Below are 18,744 nucleotides of genomic sequence, written 5' to 3'. Positions count from 1 at the left end.
TGATTACCTAAATAAACAGAATTTTCAACAGTATCACCTTGAGCAATCGGTTTTCCATCAACATCTTTCTTTCCTGAATTATTGACGTTATTACCTAATACAGAAGTATTTTAACTATTAATAACATTATTATTACCAATAGAGTAACTTCCTTCTACATCATCACCCTTACCATCTTTACCTGCTTTTGCACTGATATAGCTTGGGTCGCCAAATGTACCTGATTTTTTAGCATTAACAATATTACCCGTACCTATGGCAATTGAATTTTCAGCTGTTGCTTGAGAACCATGACCAAAGGCAATCGTATTTTCGGCTGTTGCTGAAGCTTGACGACCAATTGCTGTAGAATTTTTCCCTGAAGCACTTGAATCTTCAGTATTAGCTACTACACCATCAATTTTTTGACCACTATCATCATTTGTATGGAAGTATTTAATGCCACCTTCATTCATATTTTTGATAGCTGAAACAACCGTATTATTGGTTGCAGTTTGCCCTTCTACATCATACGTTTTTAAATCATCAGCAACATCAATAGGTTGTCCATTAGCATCTGTTCCACCAACAATTTTATTAAGATTATTAATGTTTGCAATATTATCATTTACATCATCCTGAACATTAGCCAAATCACCTGCATTTACAGCATTTGTTGCTACGGCTTTACGTGGTTCTGTAACAGTTTTCCCATCTTTATCAACTAATCCACTAGCCACATTGGTTAATTTAGTACCAGTTTTTGTATCTCCCGACGGAGACTGTATTGTTACTTTTACATCTTCTGGTTTTATCTGTGCTAAATCTAATGAACCATTGTCATTCAGTTTATACCAGAATCCATCTTTACATTTCGCAACTTTGTTACCCACTTTATCAGTATAAACAACAGGTAATTGTGTTATATCAACATCAACTTTAATTTCATTGGTATCACTAATGGTGACTTTAGTTATATTACCGTCAACAAAGTTTACTGTGTCGTAAGCTTTCACAAAATCTCTTGCTACATCATTCACTGTTAGGTTAAAGCCTGCATTCATCACGTCATTGACAGTGGCTACATTTTTACCATTAACTTCATTTGTATTTGGAGCAGCTTGTTCTTGTTTACCTTCGGTTGGAACAAGATTATCTGCTAAACCAGTAATTGATTTACCGCCTAAATCTAATGCTGGTTGGTTATTAATACCATTCACATTGGTTGTTTTAGCTGATGCTAACGTAATTGAATCAGCGCCTTCACCAATCATTAACTCTTTCTTAGCAACAACAGTATCAAGCTTAATATCTTTTGCTAAGTCGTAATTAACTTCTTGTCCAACAACTTTACCCGCCTCAACAATGTCTTTATGAGAAATAACAAGATTTCCATCTATATTTTTCATATCTACTTTGTTACCAGATTTGATAAGTTTAGCATCCGTACCATTAGTAGATAAGTTAAAGCCTGTACCATTAATCGCATCTGCCACATCTTGTGTTGTTACAAAACCCTCTTTTTCTGGTTTGACAATTACATTACCATTAGCATCTGTTTCTAACTCACCTTTCTTAATACCAATCTTGATATTTTGCTTACCGTTTTTCACTTCGTGAGTAACAGTTACAGGGCCTTCACCTTCAAAATTAACGGTATCATAAGCGGTTACTAAGTCTTTTTCTTCTCCTGCAACTTCTAAGTTCCAACCAGCATTCATCAAGTCATTAATTTTTGCTGCATCTTTACCTGTTGTTGCCAAATCAGTCGGTTTAACACCTTGCTTAGTTGCATTGGTTACAGGCGATAAATGATCGTCTAAACCTGTTACTTTCTTAATATCCGTTAAAGTATCAGTAAGTTTAATCGTTAATTTATTATCTTTCACTGTTGTTAAGATATTACTATCAGCACCAACAATTTCAATAACATTATCAACCATTTTTTCAACTTTTTTGCCGTCAGCACCTTTTAAACCAAATGTCTTGCTATCAGCATAATTTTCACCTGCTTTCTTAACTTGAATATCATCAAGCATCAACTTCTCTTTTATTTCTGCTTGAACTCTTTTTAATTGTGATACGTTAACTGCATCAGTTCCTTGCTCACCTGCTTTAACACCGTGAATTTGTAAACCACTTGCATCAATATCAGTCTTAGTAAATTTAGGACCATCTTTAATTTCTAAACCATCTTTATCAAGATTAGTTCCATTAAAATTGACGCTACCATCAGCTGTAAGTTTCAAGTCTTTAGCTAACTTAATCCACATTGTATTATCAGAGAATGTTGCTACTCCAATATTTCCTTCTGTTAATTCGCTAGCTACGGTTTTTCCGCCCTTAACAACTAAACGCTCACCAGGTTTACGTTTTAAGAATCCATCTACATCTGAAGTATCCGCAAAATCACCTTGGAATTCGTGACCTTTATCTAATTCTGCACCTAATTCTCTTAACGCATCACCAACATTATCAAATGGTCCACCTGCTAATCCTGGAACACCAAACTCAGTTGATACTGTTCCATCTGGATTAACCACTTTCCTACCACCAAAGGTATCAGCGACTGAATTAGAGATGTCTTTAATTTGACCTAAATTTACACCATCAGCATTTTCAGTTCCTTTCTTAACTCCCTTTATTTTCTTGTCATTTAAGTTAATTCCATCTTTATCTATTGCTGTTCCACCAATATTTGCAGAATTAAACTCAACATTATCCTTAGTTGTATAAACATACTTAACACCATTAGCAGTATTAACTTGTTTCACTTTCATATTTTTACCAGATGTAAATTCTACTTTACTTCCAGTTTTAACTTTAACTTCATCTGCTGGTTCAACTACGCCACCGTCTTCTGAAGCTCCTGTGCCTGTTTTCCAGAATGCTGAGTTAATCGCATCTGCCACTTGTAAACCTGATACAAATCCATATAATTTCTCTGTTTCTGCAAATCCAGTATCCGTATTGGTTGTAACATCACCTTTAGCTATTGCTATTTCAATCGTTGTTTTGTTATCCGTTGAACCTATTTTTTCAGTAACTGTCACACCCTCTTTTCCAACAAAGTTTACCGTATCATAAGATTTAACAAAATCTGCTGATGCTCCTGCAACTTCCAAATTCCAGCCAGTATTTAACACATCACCTAATGTCGCTACATTTGATCGTTGTGTAGGTGAAAAATTAGGGTTAGCGACTATGTTTTCATTTATTACTGGTGCAACATTACTTGCAAGCCCTGTAAATGTTGAACCTTTCATATCTACTGCATTTACTGGTCCTTGATTTCCTGTTTTATTTATTGCAGTGGTTTTTATTGGAGTCATTTCAATAGCATCATCACCTTTACCAATAGTCATACCTTCTGTTGCAGTAACATTCTTGAATTCAGGTTTTTCACTCATTGAAATGATTATTTTGCTATCTTCAACTTTTGTTTTTAAGTTCTTCGTAGAAGTCTCTGTGGCATTACCTGCAAGAATTTCAAACTCTGAACCAAGTTTTTGTTGAGAACCATCAGCCTTTGTATCTGCATATTCATCCGCTTTAAACGTGATTGGTGCATTTACTGCTGTATCCAATGCAATTAAAGCATCATCTACAGTATCATACACTTTCTTGGGGTTACCCTCTGCTGGCATTCCATTAGTTAAACTAAATCTTGGTGCAGAAATAGAACCATCGGGATTAACAGTAGTATTGCCACCCAATGCATTAGCAATCTCTGTTGTTCTATCTATCAACTGTTTGAAGTTAACACCATCTGTACCTTCAGTTCCAGTAGCAACATTAGTAATTTTATTACCACCACTATCTAACCCTTTATCCGTTAATGACACTGGAGCAGTGCCATTTTCTGACGTAATCGTTAAACCTTTACCATTTTGAACAGTTTTATTACCAGCAGCATCTATAGTTTCAACAGAAGTTAAACCTTTCAACTCTTTCGTAAGTTGTACTTTTAACTTACCATCAATCGCATTTACACCAATGTTATTTTCCGTTAATTTGGTTTTGTCTGCTCCACCGACAACATCCAGTTTTTTACCTAATTCTTTATGAATAGTCACAGCTCTATTATCACCCGCAAAATCTAAACCTGCTTGTGCTAAAGTCTGTAAATCACCTGCTGTGGCTGCTTGATTTAAGTCACCTGTTTTGGTCAATAAATCACCTACTGCAGTTTTTGCTTTATCCGTAGTAATTACACCATCACCATTGTTATTACCCATTACACTCTTAATGTTTTTTAATGGTTTAGCATTTCCCTTAGCGGATACATTTACACCATTTTTTGCAACTTCTTCTGTAGTTGGTTTTCCATCTGAACCAGCTTTAAAGTATTTATCACCTACTTTAACTAATTTATCTCCATCTACATTGGTATATTCAAATGGATTATTATCTGCAGTTTGATTAGCAACATCTTTTAATTGAGATACATTTACTGCATCTGTATCATCATCGCCCGCTGCAACATTAGTAATTGTATTTCCACCATTATCTAAACCATCCTTCGTTAATTTAACTGTTGAACCTTCAATAGATAATTTTTTAAATTCTGGTTTCTCATTCATTTCGATTAAAATTTTACCGTTACCATTTGAATCTTTTATGTATGTAGTGGTTAGATTTTTCTCCGAATAAGTTTCGCCAGCAACTTTATCACTCGCAACCACTTCAAAGGTTGATCCTAATTTTTGGTTGCCTTTGGTGGAGTTGCCTGCACCGAAGTTGATTCCTTCATTAACTTTTGCTGTTACTTGATTTATACTCTCAACCAAATTAGTTGGTGTAACTGATTTTGTTCCATCTGCATTTTCTAATTGAGTTAATATTGGTGTCACAAAAGCATTACCTGTTGCATCTGGTGTTAAACCTAATTGATCCGCTAAGTCTTTAAGTTGTGAACCATTTACTGCATCCGTTGAGTTATCTCCAATTGTTGCTGGAGCAACTCCTGTAATTTTCTTATTACCTGCATTAATACCTTTAGTTTTATCTAATTCAATATCACCAACTTTCACCTTGTCAAATTGAACCGTATTTTTTGTTGCAATCTCAATAACACCTTTTTTCTGTGTTATTTTGATATTTTTATCTGCTTCAATAATTACTTCATCATTTGGATTGATAAGCTCGTGATCAGTCTCTGTAGTACTAGATGTACCCAGCTCTCCATCACCTTTTTGAGCTTTTAATTTAAAGCCAGAATTATTGATTGCTTCAGCGACTTGAACTCCTGTTACAAAACCATTTGTTCCTTGTGCATTTGGTGAGGAAACAATTTCACCTCGCTCTAAACCAATTTCAATATTTGTTTTAGTGCCTGTTGAATCAGCTTTTTCATTAACAGTAATACCACTGTTCTCTTTTGCAACAAAGTTTACAGTATCATAAGGTTTAACAAAGTCTGCATTCGCACCTTCAACTTGTAAATTCCAACCTGCATTAATTATGTCACCAAGTGTTGCTGCTTGACCTTTTTGAACATTGGTTAATATTGGTACAGTGGCATTGGTATCCCCTGTTGGCAATGTACTATCTAATCCAGAAATTACATTTTTACCATTTTTGGTACCAATAGTAATCGGACTATCTTTTTTACCTGCTTGAATTTCTTCAAACAAAGATTTATCTTTCATTGAAATGGTAACTATTCCGTCTACAACTTTTGTTTCTAAATTATCACCAGACGTACCATTAGATGTTTTACCTGTTAATATTTGAAGTGTTGAGCCTAATTTTTGTGCACTTGATTGTTCTTTTGCCGTTCCTGATAATACATCTGCTTTTACATATAACGGATTATTAACTGCATCACTTAGATCTTTAACTGCCTCTGCAACAGTTGTCGGTGCTGTATTATTTCCAGTGACTGGGTCAACCACTTCAAGTGTCGGTGCGATAATAGAGCCATTAGGATTAACGGTTGAACCACCGCCTAATATATTAGCGATTGATTTTGCATTATCCTTTAATTGTTTAAAGTTTATTGCATCTTTATCATCAGTTCCTGCTCCTAAACCTGTGATTTTATTTGTTGCACTATCTGTTACAACATTACCTACAGTTGTTTTATCAAACTCAACTTCTCTTGCAGTAGATAATTGTAACTTCTTACCTGCATCAGCTTTAAGCACCAAGTTTTTACCTGCTTCAATTTCTAAAGTTTCACCCGTTGCAATTGTCGTCACACCATCTTGTTCAGTGACTTGAAGTTTAGAGTTTGAGACTTTAACTTTATGACTTGCTTTGTTGATCGCATTTGCTACATCACCTGCTATCGCAATTTTAGTTGCTTCTGCTCCTATCGGTGTGATGACTTTTCCAGTTGGACCTGTTAGCAAAGTAGTGGTTGCAACTTTTACTTTATAGGTTTTTTGTCCTGTTATTGAATCTACTTCTGGAGCAGACACATCAACACTGTTATCCGCCGCTTCAACAATAGTTCCTAACTTAGTAATATTTTTCTTACCATCATTGGTAATATTTGATAAATCATTATCCGCTTTATCAGATAAATTTTTATTTTCATCTAATTTAGCTAATTTATCTTTTGTTGCTTGATTTAATTTAAGTACAACTTTATTGGTATTTTTGGCTTCAGTTACAATCTCACCACCGTTTTCACCTTCAATACCAAACTTGATGCCACCTTGTTGGTTAAGCAGATTAGTTTTTGTTTCACCATCATTTCCTGCTAACTGAATGGTATTATTCCCTAAATTATCAACTACACCTGCTAACTGAATGGTATTATTCCCTAAATTATCAACTACATCAGTTAAGTCTTTTTTAGCCGCTTTTAATTCTTTAACATTAACCACTGCATCATTATCACTTAAATCAACATTTTTAACTGTTGCATTTTCAAATTCTGGTGCATCAACGGTTGAGAAAGTAAATTTACCGTCTTCTTGCTTGATTTTGATATTTTTACCTGCATCAAATTGTAATGTTGTTCCTGTTGCAACTTTATGCTTTCTACTACCGTCTACTTTGCCTTCACTTTTTGTCGCTTTGGCAATAAAGCCTGAATTATTAATTGCCGTTGCAATATCGCCCGCTGTCGCTAGAGCATCTTCATTATCAGCTGCGACTGTACCATCAGTACTAGGATCAAAGTCTGTTGTTTTGGCTTGAAGTTTATTCTTCGCAATTTCAATCGTTTTATCATCCACCAATACTTTCAGTTCAACTTTATCATCTAAAGCATTAGTTTGGATTGCACTGTTTGTGCTTCCAACAATATCAAACTTGATATCCTTGCTTAATTTTTGTTCATTTGTTTCAGAATTTGTATCCCCACCCAATGAAATTTTTCTTTCTTTTAATGTGGTAACATCCGTTTCAATAGTATTAACTTTATCAATCTTCGCTTTTGTTTCAGTATCAAGTTTAATTTTAACTTGATTACTTCCTGCGACTGCTTTAGTTTCAATACCCTCTCCACCAACAAGTTTAAAGTCTAAGCCACCTTCTTTATTTAGTGTCTGCGTTGCCGTTGAGTCACCAGATTGATCGGTCAGTTTAAAGGTATTACCTAATTGATCATCAAGATACTTTTTATTAATCGCATCTTTTCCACTTGTTGTAGCATTATTTATCGTCACTTTATTCGCTGTTACTTCTTCAAAAACAGGTTTATTTTTCATACTAATAGTAACAGTGCTACCATTCACTTCTGTTTTTAGATTTTTGGTTGAAGTATCATCTGCATTACCTGCTCGGATATTAATCGTATCCCCTAATTTTATTGATTGTTCTGCCTGATTATCCGCATTTAAGCCAAATACTTTTTTACTCAGTGCATTAATTTTCTTTTGTGTATCCTCATTTAATGAAATTTTATAATCGTGATCAAAACCATTATTACTTGGGAAATATTCAACATCGATCATATCTCCTCTAGTGATAGTAGTTTTATGTCCATCAACAGTATAAATCGTATTCCCTGCCTGACCATCAAATTCAGGTGTTACTTCAATGTTTTTACCTTCAGCTACTTTTGTTTGAGGTAATTCTGTTTGATCAATATCAAAAGTAATAGTATTCACATCTGGTTTTCCTGCTTTTCCTTCCTCTTTAGTAATATTAACAACCACACCATTGCCTTTTGCAAAATTGACAATATCACCCGCCACTTTATCTACATCTTCACCCTCTTTTTGAAGTGTCCACGCTGATTTTTTGGCGACTGCGTGTAATTGAGAACCATTGATGGCATCGGTTGATGTTGCTGAAATTTCACCAGCTGCGACATTTACAATTTGTCTTTCTTTTCCTACATCGCCCACAGACACCACACCATTTTCTGGTGCACCAATGCCAGCAAAATTGCCATAAGTCACACCATTAATAATTCCTTCTATCACTGCAACAGCAACTTCATCTTTAGAAAGGTTACCTAAAACAACAGAATTATTCGTAACCGTTGTCACTTCATTCCCTAATACAAAAGTATTCGTATTTGCAATAGTATTATTATTACCAAAACTATAAGAATTATCGCCACTTATGATACTTGGATCCCCAAAGGCACCTGAGTTATTACCGCTTACCGTATTTCCAGAACCAATAGCAATAGATTTTTCACCTGTAACATTCGCTCCACGTCCAATTGCAATACCTTCAACCGCCGTTGTTTCAGTTTTTGCACTGGTGCCTAATGCGATAGAATAATTTCCATCGGCTTCGGCTAATTTATCATTAGAATTAAGCGTATTACCACTACCGATAGCAATTGCCATATTTCCTGAACTTGCTGAGTCATTAACAGCATCATAGCTATCAGTTCCTCTTTCACGACTCCCTATAACAATGGTTCTTTCTCCATCAGCGTGTACATCATTCCCTATCGCAATACTCTGAGCTCCCGCTGCTTTAGTAAATGACCCCACTGCCAAACTCTCTAATCCTTCAGCCCAAGCCATTTGTCCTAATGCCGTACTAAGCCTATCACTGGTTTTTGCTTGAAAACCAACAGCAGTACTACCGCCACCAACAACATTGGTCAGTTTTCCCACAGCAACAGAATTATCCCCTATTGCTACAGATTGATAACCAACAGCAATCCCACTTAAACCTTGCGAGTGAGATTCATTCCCCATTGCAATACCACTATTCTCGGATACCGCTTTTCTTCCTAATGCCATCGCCCCAATATTAGCTGCTGAAGTGTCATACCCTATTGCCACGGAACTGGCACCCTTAGATTTCGATTCTTGACCAATCGCCACAGCACCATCTTCTGAAGAAGAAGCTTGATACCCTAAAGCCATTGAACCGTAATCTCCTGTTGCTTTTGCATCAACACCTGCGGTTACAGAATGTGTGCCTGTCGCACCTGCTTTTTCATTAATAAAACCTAAATTGGTATTAGCATCACCTGTAGCTTGAGTTGTTGTGCCATCATTAGTGTGGAAATACCCTTCTGTTGTATTTGCCACCGCTTTTAATTGAGCAACATTTACTGCATCTCCATCTTCTGAACCTGCTGCAAGATTAATAATTTGACGCTTTCTGTCAGCACTACCAACGGAAACAGCGCCTGTATCATTAGTACTAACGGTATTAACAACACCTGTTTTATCTCCAGCAAGTGCTGAACGCATTGCATAAACTTTATTACCACCAAAAGTGGCATTATCCGCAGTTTCTACTGTTACTCCGCTTGCAAAACCTTCACGGTCAGCATTTGAATTCGCACCAAGCGCTACCCCTCTTTCAACAGAAGCATTTGCTGAAGGACCCAGTGCAACTGCACCAACGTTACTTGTCTCTGCATACGAACCAATAGAAACGCCATATTCTTCCGTAGCCGATGAATTAGATCCCAATGCAACACCATTTCGTTTTAATACAGAACTTTTATAACCGAGACTTATCCCAAACTTTTCACTAGCGACGGCTTCAACACCGCCAGTTATAGAATAATTACCTTTTGCCCCAGCTTTATCCCTAATACCACCTAAGTTCGTTACAGCATCTCCCTCTTTTTGACTTCCTTTACTCTCATTTACGTGAAAATAGGTCTCGATATTATTAATTTCTTCTGTTAGTGCTTGACCAAGAGAGACCAACTGAGAACCATTTACTGCATCTGTACTATCTCTATCTACTTTCCCTGCTGCTACATTTTTTAATTGTCTTTCATAACCTTCTTGACCAAAAGATACATAATCCCCCGGTTGTAAATTCTCTGCTCCACCAGAAAACCCTTTATAATGAATTTCTTTTCCTGTTGGTTTACCTTTACTGTCTAATACTGCAACAATTGCTTCTTTATATTTTCTTGCTTCAACATCTGTTTGGGCTCCAGATCCAATGGCAACAGCATTCATTTTAGATACGTGAGCACCTGCACCTAATGCTAAACCTAAATGAGCATCTTCCTCAATTTTAGTTCCAACCCCAAAAGCAGTCGATAACGTACCTAGTGCTTCTGATGATACACCAACTGCAACAGCTCCTGCACCTGTTTTAGTTGTTGGATAAGCGCGATTCCCAATTACCCCAGATACTCCCGTCGCGTCCTCAAAAACATCTTTTACTGTCTTTGAGGCTTGACCTATTGAAGTACCATTTTTATCATATATTTCATAGGTAACGCGTTCTCCTCCTACTGTTACAGTATCATCACCACCAATAGCAACTGAAGAACGTCCCTGTGCAATTACATTTCCACCAATTGCAATACTTTGCCCACCAATTGCCTGAGTTCTATTTGGACAATTTCCATTTTTGTCATCTGTTCCCCCAATAGCAACTGACTGTCCTCCAGCCGCGTTCGCACAGTTACCCACGGCAATTGATTGTTGAGCAGCATTAGAAAGATCACCTACAGCAACAGCAGAGTGACCAGCTTGAGCACGCCCTTGCTCTGCCCACTTTACACCAGTTTTCTCTGTATTAGTTCCAACAGCAACAGTTCCAGCCATTACTTGTCCGCTAAAAAGGGTTAATAATGCTAAACTCAATGTCGCCAATTTGAAATTTGGTAAAATAGAACGCCCCACACTTCCCACTGTTGTAGTGGATGATTTTCCTTTTGCTTTGCTTAGCTCTGATACAGCAACGAATGTTTGTGTAGCATTGCACCAAATAACTTTGTAAACTTTGTTCATAGTTGTTCTCCTGAAATGAACGTCCTAACACCAATAACGGCACTTTTTAGTGTCTAAAATAAACACTGTGCTTAACATCTATAACAATTACATAGCAAATAAAAACAACATAAAAAGAAAATAAAAACGACAAAAGATGCTTAATTAATCATTCTATTTAGGTTAAATTATTGTTGATTACATTTTTAGAGACGTAGCATGCTACATCTTTACTATAACTACATCTCTACGTTAAATATTGAATTTGCAAATTTTAGAATTAATGTGACCGCTATGTTTTTTTGTAGAATTAAAATATCGTAGAGACAAGATATGCCTTGTCTAATTGTCTTGCCAGGGCAAGATCGCACTTTTCTTAAAAATATGATCTAATAGCACCTATTATTCAATAACAAATAGGTGTAAAAATGAATATATTATCAGCTTTTAAAGATTTGGAAGACCCTCGCAAAGATATAAACAAAAAACATGACTTCTTAGATGTTATTTTTCTTGTCGTAAGTGCGGTAATATCAGGTGCAGAAGGATGGAGTGAAATTCATCAGTTTGGTAAATTGAATATAAAATGGTTACGAAAATACCGAGATTTTGAAAATGGTATTCCTGTTGATGATACGATTGCTCGTATTGTAAGACGGATAAATCCTGAGAAATTAAATTATATTTTTATTAATTTTATCAATGAGATACGAAAATCACAAGGCAAAGAGTGTATTGCAATAGATGGTAAAACATTAAAAAACAGTTCACATTTAGAGCCTCATAATGCCCTACATAGTATTACGGCTTGGAGCTGTTCAAGAGGATTAATTTTAGCTCAAAATAAGTCCAAAGGTAAGAAAAATGAGAATGAAAGCATTCTAGAAATGATAGATATTTTAGAGCTAAATCAAGCCGTCATTACGGTAGATGCGATGAATACGCAAAAGAAAATAGCGAAGAAAATCATAGAAAAGAAGAGCGATTATGTGATGCCATTGAAAAATAATCATAAGAAATTTAGAAATGAAATAGAAAGTTATTTTCATAAAGTAGTGCGAGAAAAATCAATAAAAATAGATAAATTTCAAGAAGTTAACTGTGAAAGAAGTCGAATAGATCAACGGTATTATTCAAAATTACCAATAAGTGATTGGCTTTTGGAATCTCAAGGTTGGACAGGAATTAAAAGCCTTATTCAAGTTCATAGGATAAGAGAAGACAATGGCAAGAAAAGTGAAGAAAAAGTATTTTATATCAGTAGCTTAGATGTTCCTTGCGAAGACTTTGCGAAATATATTAGGGGTCATTGGGAAGTTGAAAATAAAGCGCATTGGGTACTTGATGTTGTTTTTAAAGAAGATGATAGTACGATTTATTTGGGGGATGGCGTTGAAAATATGGCAATAATTAGGCGTTTAGGGCTTAATTTAGCACGACTACATCCAACTAAAAATAGTATGAAAAGCAAGCTGAAATCAGCTGGCTGGTCTGATGAAATGAGGTCTGAGCTTATTTTTGGTGTGTGTGATTAATTTATAGACAAAGTACGCGGTTGCCCTGATTGTCTTCAGGGCAAAATCATACTTGAACAATAATTAACCAAATATAAGTTGCTCTCTTATTTTATCTGACCATCCAGCTCGTTGTAGTTTACTCTTCATACTATCTTTGATTGGACTTAAACGAGCTAAATTCATCGCAAAACGCCTAAATATCGCCATATTTTCAGGGGCATTTTCTCGACGAATTCTTGATTCATCTTCTTTAAAAATCACATCAAGTACCCAGTGTGAACTGTTTTCAATACTCCAATGACTTCTTATTGCTTTTGCTACTATCTCAGGTGCAACAGGCAAAGAACTTATATAATAAGAGACTTCTTCACTCTTTTTTTCTTTGATTGTTCGTTTTCTAACAACTTCTATAATTGAATTTAAATTTGACCAACCATTTGTTTGTTCTAACCAGTCAGTTACAGCTAATTGTGTATAGGTTCTTTCTTCTAATCGCCCATGTTCACCATCAATCTGTTCAAATTTATTTTGTTCAATTAAAACAGGTGTATCTCGACGAGTTTTATGATAAAAACTTTCTATTTCTTGCAGTAGTTTTTTTTGATTATCTTTTACTTGAAGGACATAATCACCGCCTTTTTTATCAATTGCTTTTGTCACTTTTTTCAAGCAATGCATAGCATCAGCAGTAACAATATTTCCTTTTATTTCTAAGATTTCAATCAACTCTAAAACCGTTTCAACTTCATTCTTTTTACCTTTAGATTTACTTTGACTCAGCACTAATTTCTGGTCTGTTGCATAGGCTGAAACACTATGTAATGCTGTCTTTCTATCACCATCAAAGGAATGACGAAGTGTTTTTCCATCAAATGCAATGACACTTTGTCCATTGGCTTCTCGTATTTCATTAACCCAACGCATAAAACAATGAGTTAACTCTTGTGGGTCTAGGGAACTTACAATCCTAGCAATCGTATCATCGACTGGAATACCATTTTCAAATGCCCTAAATTTACGTAACCACTGGAGTTTTTCATCACCAAATAACTTAATACCTTTCCAACCTTCCGCCCCTGATAAAATGGCGGTTACTGTTAGAAATATAATATCCAGTAAGTCATGTTTTTTATTAATATGTGAACGAGTATCTTCTAATTGATTAAAGTGCTCAATAAATGCCATTTTATGTCTCCTTTTATATAAAGGAGTATTTGATCATAAATTAAAGTTATATTCAATTAAAGTATGATCTTGCCCTGTGATTGTCTTGCAAAAAATAATTATAATTCAACATTAATAATATTGGTTATGCTATAATGCACGATCATATTTTATAAAAATTACATTAAAAATAACTCACTAACAGAAAATACTATGGCTCATAAGAAAAAAACACGCAAAATCAGTGATATTATGCCCGCAAGAAAAAGCGATAATGCTTGCTCTTTAAACGCTTGTCACATAAGTAAAAAACAGAAAAATCGTTATGAATTAGATGCTCAAGCTCGTCTTGACAAAAAAAAGAAAAAGCATAAAGGATTAAGTTCTGGAGCTCGTCATAATGTGACTTTAGAGAACAAAAAATTGACTTCACAGGAGAAAAAAGATCCTCGTGTAGGCAGTAAAAAGAAAGTGCCGTTAATGGTGGAATTTGTGAATAAACCTGAAAAAGGAAAAGTTATTCCGCCAATGAAAAAAACGCCAGAGCAGGTGGAACAAAAACCAACCCTTGCCCCTGAATTAGAATTAACACAATTAGAAAATAATGAATGTTTACATCAACTTCTGGATGATTTAGAAAAAGGGAAAACATTATCTGCAGAAGATCAAAAATTTGTGGACGAATGTTTAGATCGTGTCGATGAATTGATGACTGAATTGGGTATTAAGGAAGAAGAACAAGACGATAATGCACTACTTCGTCAATTTGAAACCGCTAACTTGAATGAATTTCGTTAGGAAAAAGTGATGTTTAGATTTTTTGTGATTATCCTTGCTTTGTTGATTATTTTAGCATTGATTGGCTATGCATTATCATTGCTATTTAAATTACATAAACAGAAAAAATTTATTCAAACCGCTAAAAAAGAGCGTTTTTTAAATATAAAAAACAGTATTGATATTATTGCTCGTTCAATGCTTGCAGACCAATGCAATTTATCTGAAGGAGTTCGTCGCTTAAAGCCTTTATTAGATGTGTTAGGGCAACCAAAATTGCAAAATTTTACTTCAATGTGGGCGCTATTTAAAGTTGTCGAAGAGATGCCAATTTTAGAGGAACGTAAAAATCTTGCGCGTAATCAAAGAATGAAATTAGATTTAGAACGTGAAAATGCAGAAATAAAATATCAAGATAACATTAAGCAAGAATTACGTAAACTTTTGATTGAAATGGAAAAATTTTAATGACGGATATTGTTTGGGATCACGATCTGATCCAAAAATATAATCATTCAGGTCCTCGCTATACTTCTTATCCAACCGCATTGGAATTTAGCGAAAATTATACTGATGATAATTTTAAAACCGCTGTCGCACGTTATCCTAAACGTCCGCTATCCCTTTATGTGCATATTCCATTTTGCCATAAACTTTGTTATTTTTGTGCGTGTAATAAAACCATTACTCGTCATCGTCATAAAGTCGATATTTATTTAGACTATCTTGAAAAAGAAATTTTAGCCCGTGCAACGCTGTTTAAAAATCGTAATGTCACTCAAATTCATTGGGGAGGGGGGACACCAACCTACTTAGATGAAGCTCAATCTACTCGTTTAATGAATTTATTAAAAGAAAATTTCAATGTAAGTGACAATGCCGAGATCAGTATTGAAATGGATCCTCGTGAAATTGAACTGGATATGTTAGATCATTTGCATTCCATTGGGTTTAATCGTCTTTCAATGGGTGTACAAGATTTTAATAAAGAAGTACAAAAATTAGTTAATCGTGAACAAGACGAAGATTTTATTTTTGCTTTGGTTAAGCGTGCTAGAGAGTTAGGTTTTGTTTCTGTTAATTTAGATTTAATTTATGGCCTACCAAAACAAACACTTGAGAGCTTTTTACATACTCTTAAAAAAGTGGTGGAATTAAATCCTGACCGTATGAGTGTGTTTAATTATGCTCACTTACCTAGCCGTTTTGCAGCACAGGTTAAAATTAAAAATGAGATGTTGCCTTCACCTGAAACAAAACTGGCTATTTTCCAAAATACGATTTCATTTTTAGGAAAATCAGGCTATCAATTTATTGGAATGGATCACTTTGCCAAACCGGATGATGAATTAGCCATTGCTCAAAAAGAGGGGATACTACACCGTAATTTTCAAGGCTATACTACACAAGAAGAGTGTGATTTATTAGGACTTGGTGTCTCTGCCATTAGTTTATTAGGCGATAGCTATGCTCAAAATCAAAAAGATCTTAAAACCTATTATGCAGAAGTAGAAAAAAATAATATCGCTTTGCATAAAGGGTTAATGATGACAAAAGATGATTGCATTCGTCGAGATGTTATCAAAGCGTTAATTTGTAATTTTTCATTAAAATATGACCGCTTGGAAGAAATCTATAATATTAATTTTAAGGATTATTTTCAAGAAGACCTACAATTACTGACTCCTTTAGTAGAAGATCAGCTACTGGAAATTACTCAAACAGGCATTTCGGTATTACCGAAAGGACGTTTACTTATTCGCAATATTTGTCTCTGTTTTGATATATATTCAAGAGGCTCCGCAAGAAGACAACAATTTTCAAGAATTATTTAGGATAAATTATATGAAGCCAAACAATTATACTTTACTCTCTATTGCTATTATGTTCGCATTACATAGTCAATATGCTCAAGCCGATCTTAAAACACAGTGCTTACTGAATGTGCCTCATTTTACTGGTGAGAAAGTAACAGGGGATCAAAGAAATTTACCTGTTTATATTGAGTCTGATTCTGCCACACTTAACCAACATAAGAATGCGATTTACTCGGGTGATGTCATCATCAAACAAGGTAATCGAACCATTAATACTCAACAAATTACGGTGAGCCAAAATCAACAAGGACGTTTTGTTAAACTTGATGAACAGTTTGATTATCAAGATGGAGGAATCAATGCCTCTGGTAAAACGGCATCATTAGATTTAGCGACAAAAAATGCCAATTTATCTGATGTCGATTATCATCTTATGGAACGTCAAGGACGAGGAAGTGCGAAAAAGGTTAAATTACGTAATAATACGCGTATTTTAAAAAATGCGACTTATACCGCTTGTTTGCCTAATGATAATTCGTGGCAAATTGATGCCAGTGAAATGACACAATACATAGATAAAGAATATGCTGAAATGTGGCACGCGCGTTTAAAAGTATTAGGTGTTCCTGTATTTTATACCCCTTATTTACAAATTCCGCTTGGCGATCGTCGTCGCTCAGGATTACTGACTGCAAGTTATAGCCATTCTAGTCGAACAGGGCTAATGTTAAAAATGCCATTTTATTGGAATATCGCACCCAATATGGATATGACAATTACCCCAACTTACTACTCTCATCGTGGTTGGCAAATTAGCCCTGAGTTTCGTTATTTAACAAAATTAGGGCAAGGTACTATTGCGGCTGAATATATGAAAAAAGATCGTTATCATAACTGGGATAACGAAGATCACTCGCGTCACCTATTTTATTGGAAGCACAATGTCAGTTTCCTTTCTGATTGGCGATTAAGTATGGATTATACCAGAGTGAGTGATAAACAATATTTTTCTCATTTTAATTCTGCTTATGGTAGTAGTACCGATGGACACGTCGCCCAAAATATTAAATTAAGCTATTATCAGCCTAATTATAACCTCTCTATTGCAGGGAAAAAATTCCAAATTTTTGATGAAGACGGGGCAAAACCTTATCGTGCATTGCCACAAGTTGAATTTAATTATTATCAAGATGATATTTGGAAAAATGCTGATTTTAGTCTTTATTCTCAGCTCACTTATTTTGATAATGACAGCAAAGAAATGCCAACTGCTTGGCGTTTACATATTGAACCAAAATTAAACCTGCCATTAAGCAATAACTACGGCAGTATTAATCTTGAAACCAAACTTTATGCCACTCAATATTGGCAAAAATCAGGCAAAAAACAAGCGGACACAATGAAATCTCATATAACACGTGTTTTACCGCAATTTAAAGTCAACCTTAAAACAGTTTTAGAAGCAGATAAACAATTGTTTAAAGGCTTTGAGCAAATCTTAGAACCACAAATTCAATATTTATATCGTCCTTATAAAGATCAGCATAAAATCGGTACAATAGCACGTCGTAGTTTAGGATTAGGCTATGATTCAATGATAAGACAGCAAGATTATTTTTCATTGTTTAGTGATCGTCGTTATAGCGGTCTAGATCGTATTGCATCCGCCAACCAAATTACACTGGGTGCCACTACTCGCTTTATGAAAGAAGAAACTGGGCAAGAACACTTTAACTTAAGCTTAGGACAAATTTATTATTTATCTAACTCTCGTATTGATAATTTAAGTCCCAATAGTCATACCAATCGTTCAACATCTTGGGCATTGGAAACAAACTGGCGATTTGATCAGAATTGGAACTTAAATGGAAGCTATCAATATGATACTCGTTTAAAAGAAACTTCACTGGCTAATCTTTCTCTACAATATAAGCCTGATCACGATAAAGTAGTACAGCTAAACTATCGTTATGCAAGTCAGAATTATATTGACCAAAACTTAAGCAAAGGTAGAGGAACATATAATCAAGATATCAAGCAGGCAGGTATCGTACTCGGTTGGAATGTGACGAATAATGTATCCGTAATGATGAGTCATTATCAAGATTTAGCCTTAGATAAATATGTGGAAAGTCAACTCGGGCTTACCTATAACACTTGTTGCTGGAAAGTGTCAGGTTATATTTCACGTCATCTAGTACCAAAACCAAGTAGCACTGCAAGAAATCAAGATGATATATATTATGATAATAGCGTTGGGGTCAATTTTGAACTTCGTTTTGGTTCAGATTATAGCTCTGATGTATCTAAAATGTTGAAAAAAGGTATTATTCCTTATACTGAAGAATTTGATATTAATTAATTTTTAAGAGGTAT

At 35.1% G+C, this 18,744-nt stretch carries 7 protein-coding genes; 5 read left to right on the top strand and 2 right to left on the bottom strand.

What is annotated here, in order from left to right; genetic code table 11:
• Positions 1-110: 110 nt before the first annotated feature.
• Positions 111-11,114, bottom strand: coding sequence for an ESPR-type extended signal peptide-containing protein (locus KGI96_RS01805; RefSeq protein ID WP_213156526.1), 11,004 nt, complete (start codon positions 11,112-11,114; stop codon positions 111-113).
• A gap of 407 nt (positions 11,115-11,521) precedes the next feature.
• Between KGI96_RS01805 and KGI96_RS01800 the strand changes: the two genes are divergently transcribed.
• The gene (locus KGI96_RS01800) at positions 11,522-12,628 is read left to right on the top strand and encodes an ISAs1 family transposase (protein ID WP_213156525.1); all 1,107 of its coding nucleotides are present in this window, start codon (positions 11,522-11,524) and stop codon (positions 12,626-12,628) included.
• Positions 12,629-12,691: 63 nt separating this feature from the next.
• Here KGI96_RS01800 and KGI96_RS01795 read toward each other — a convergent pair whose 3' ends face one another.
• Entirely contained in the window at positions 12,692-13,795 is a 1,104-nt protein-coding gene (locus KGI96_RS01795; RefSeq protein WP_213156405.1) for an ISAs1 family transposase, read from the bottom strand.
• Between the two features lie 192 nt (positions 13,796-13,987).
• Between KGI96_RS01795 and yihI the strand changes: the two genes are divergently transcribed.
• Genes yihI through lptD form a run of 4 tightly spaced genes read left to right on the top strand, consistent with a single transcriptional unit; the run spans position 13,988 to position 18,730 of the window.
• Positions 13,988-14,572: a Der GTPase-activating protein YihI gene (gene yihI / locus KGI96_RS01790; RefSeq protein ID WP_211599272.1), complete on the top strand. Its 585-nt coding sequence runs from the start codon at positions 13,988-13,990 to the stop codon at positions 14,570-14,572.
• 9 nt (positions 14,573-14,581) lie between these two features.
• Entirely contained in the window at positions 14,582-15,019 is a 438-nt protein-coding gene (locus KGI96_RS01785; protein ID WP_213156524.1) for a DUF2489 domain-containing protein, read from the top strand.
• Positions 15,019-16,386 carry an oxygen-independent coproporphyrinogen III oxidase gene (gene hemN, locus KGI96_RS01780; protein WP_211599274.1) on the top strand — a complete coding sequence of 456 codons (1,368 nt, stop codon included), beginning with the start codon at positions 15,019-15,021 and terminating at the stop codon, positions 16,384-16,386. The genes KGI96_RS01785 and hemN overlap by 1 nt, the downstream gene beginning before the upstream one ends.
• Positions 16,387-16,396: 10 nt before the next feature.
• Complete coding sequence (gene lptD / locus KGI96_RS01775; protein ID WP_211599275.1) at positions 16,397-18,730, top strand: LPS assembly protein LptD; 2,334 nt, start codon at positions 16,397-16,399, stop codon at positions 18,728-18,730.
• Positions 18,731-18,744: the final 14 nt, after the last annotated feature.

Origin of the sequence: Phocoenobacter atlanticus subsp. cyclopteri (genome assembly GCF_018343795.1) — a bacterium.
Classification (GTDB): domain Bacteria; phylum Pseudomonadota; class Gammaproteobacteria; order Enterobacterales; family Pasteurellaceae; genus Phocoenobacter; species Phocoenobacter atlanticus.
This window is presented reverse-complemented; position numbering and strand designations above follow the sequence as displayed.

Bases quoted from the DNA above. Each gene is read 5' to 3' on its own strand.
- KGI96_RS01805 (WP_213156526.1), bottom strand. From the start codon at position 11,114: ATGAACAAAGTTTACAAAGTTATTTGGTGCAATGCTACACAAACATTC.
- KGI96_RS01800 (WP_213156525.1), top strand. From the start codon at position 11,522: ATGAATATATTATCAGCTTTTAAAGATTTGGAAGACCCTCGCAAAGAT.
- KGI96_RS01795 (WP_213156405.1), bottom strand. From the start codon at position 13,795: ATGGCATTTATTGAGCACTTTAATCAATTAGAAGATACTCGTTCACAT.
- yihI (WP_211599272.1), top strand. From the start codon at position 13,988: ATGGCTCATAAGAAAAAAACACGCAAAATCAGTGATATTATGCCCGCA.
- KGI96_RS01785 (WP_213156524.1), top strand. From the start codon at position 14,582: ATGTTTAGATTTTTTGTGATTATCCTTGCTTTGTTGATTATTTTAGCA.
- hemN (WP_211599274.1), top strand. From the start codon at position 15,019: ATGACGGATATTGTTTGGGATCACGATCTGATCCAAAAATATAATCAT.
- lptD (WP_211599275.1), top strand. From the start codon at position 16,397: ATGAAGCCAAACAATTATACTTTACTCTCTATTGCTATTATGTTCGCA.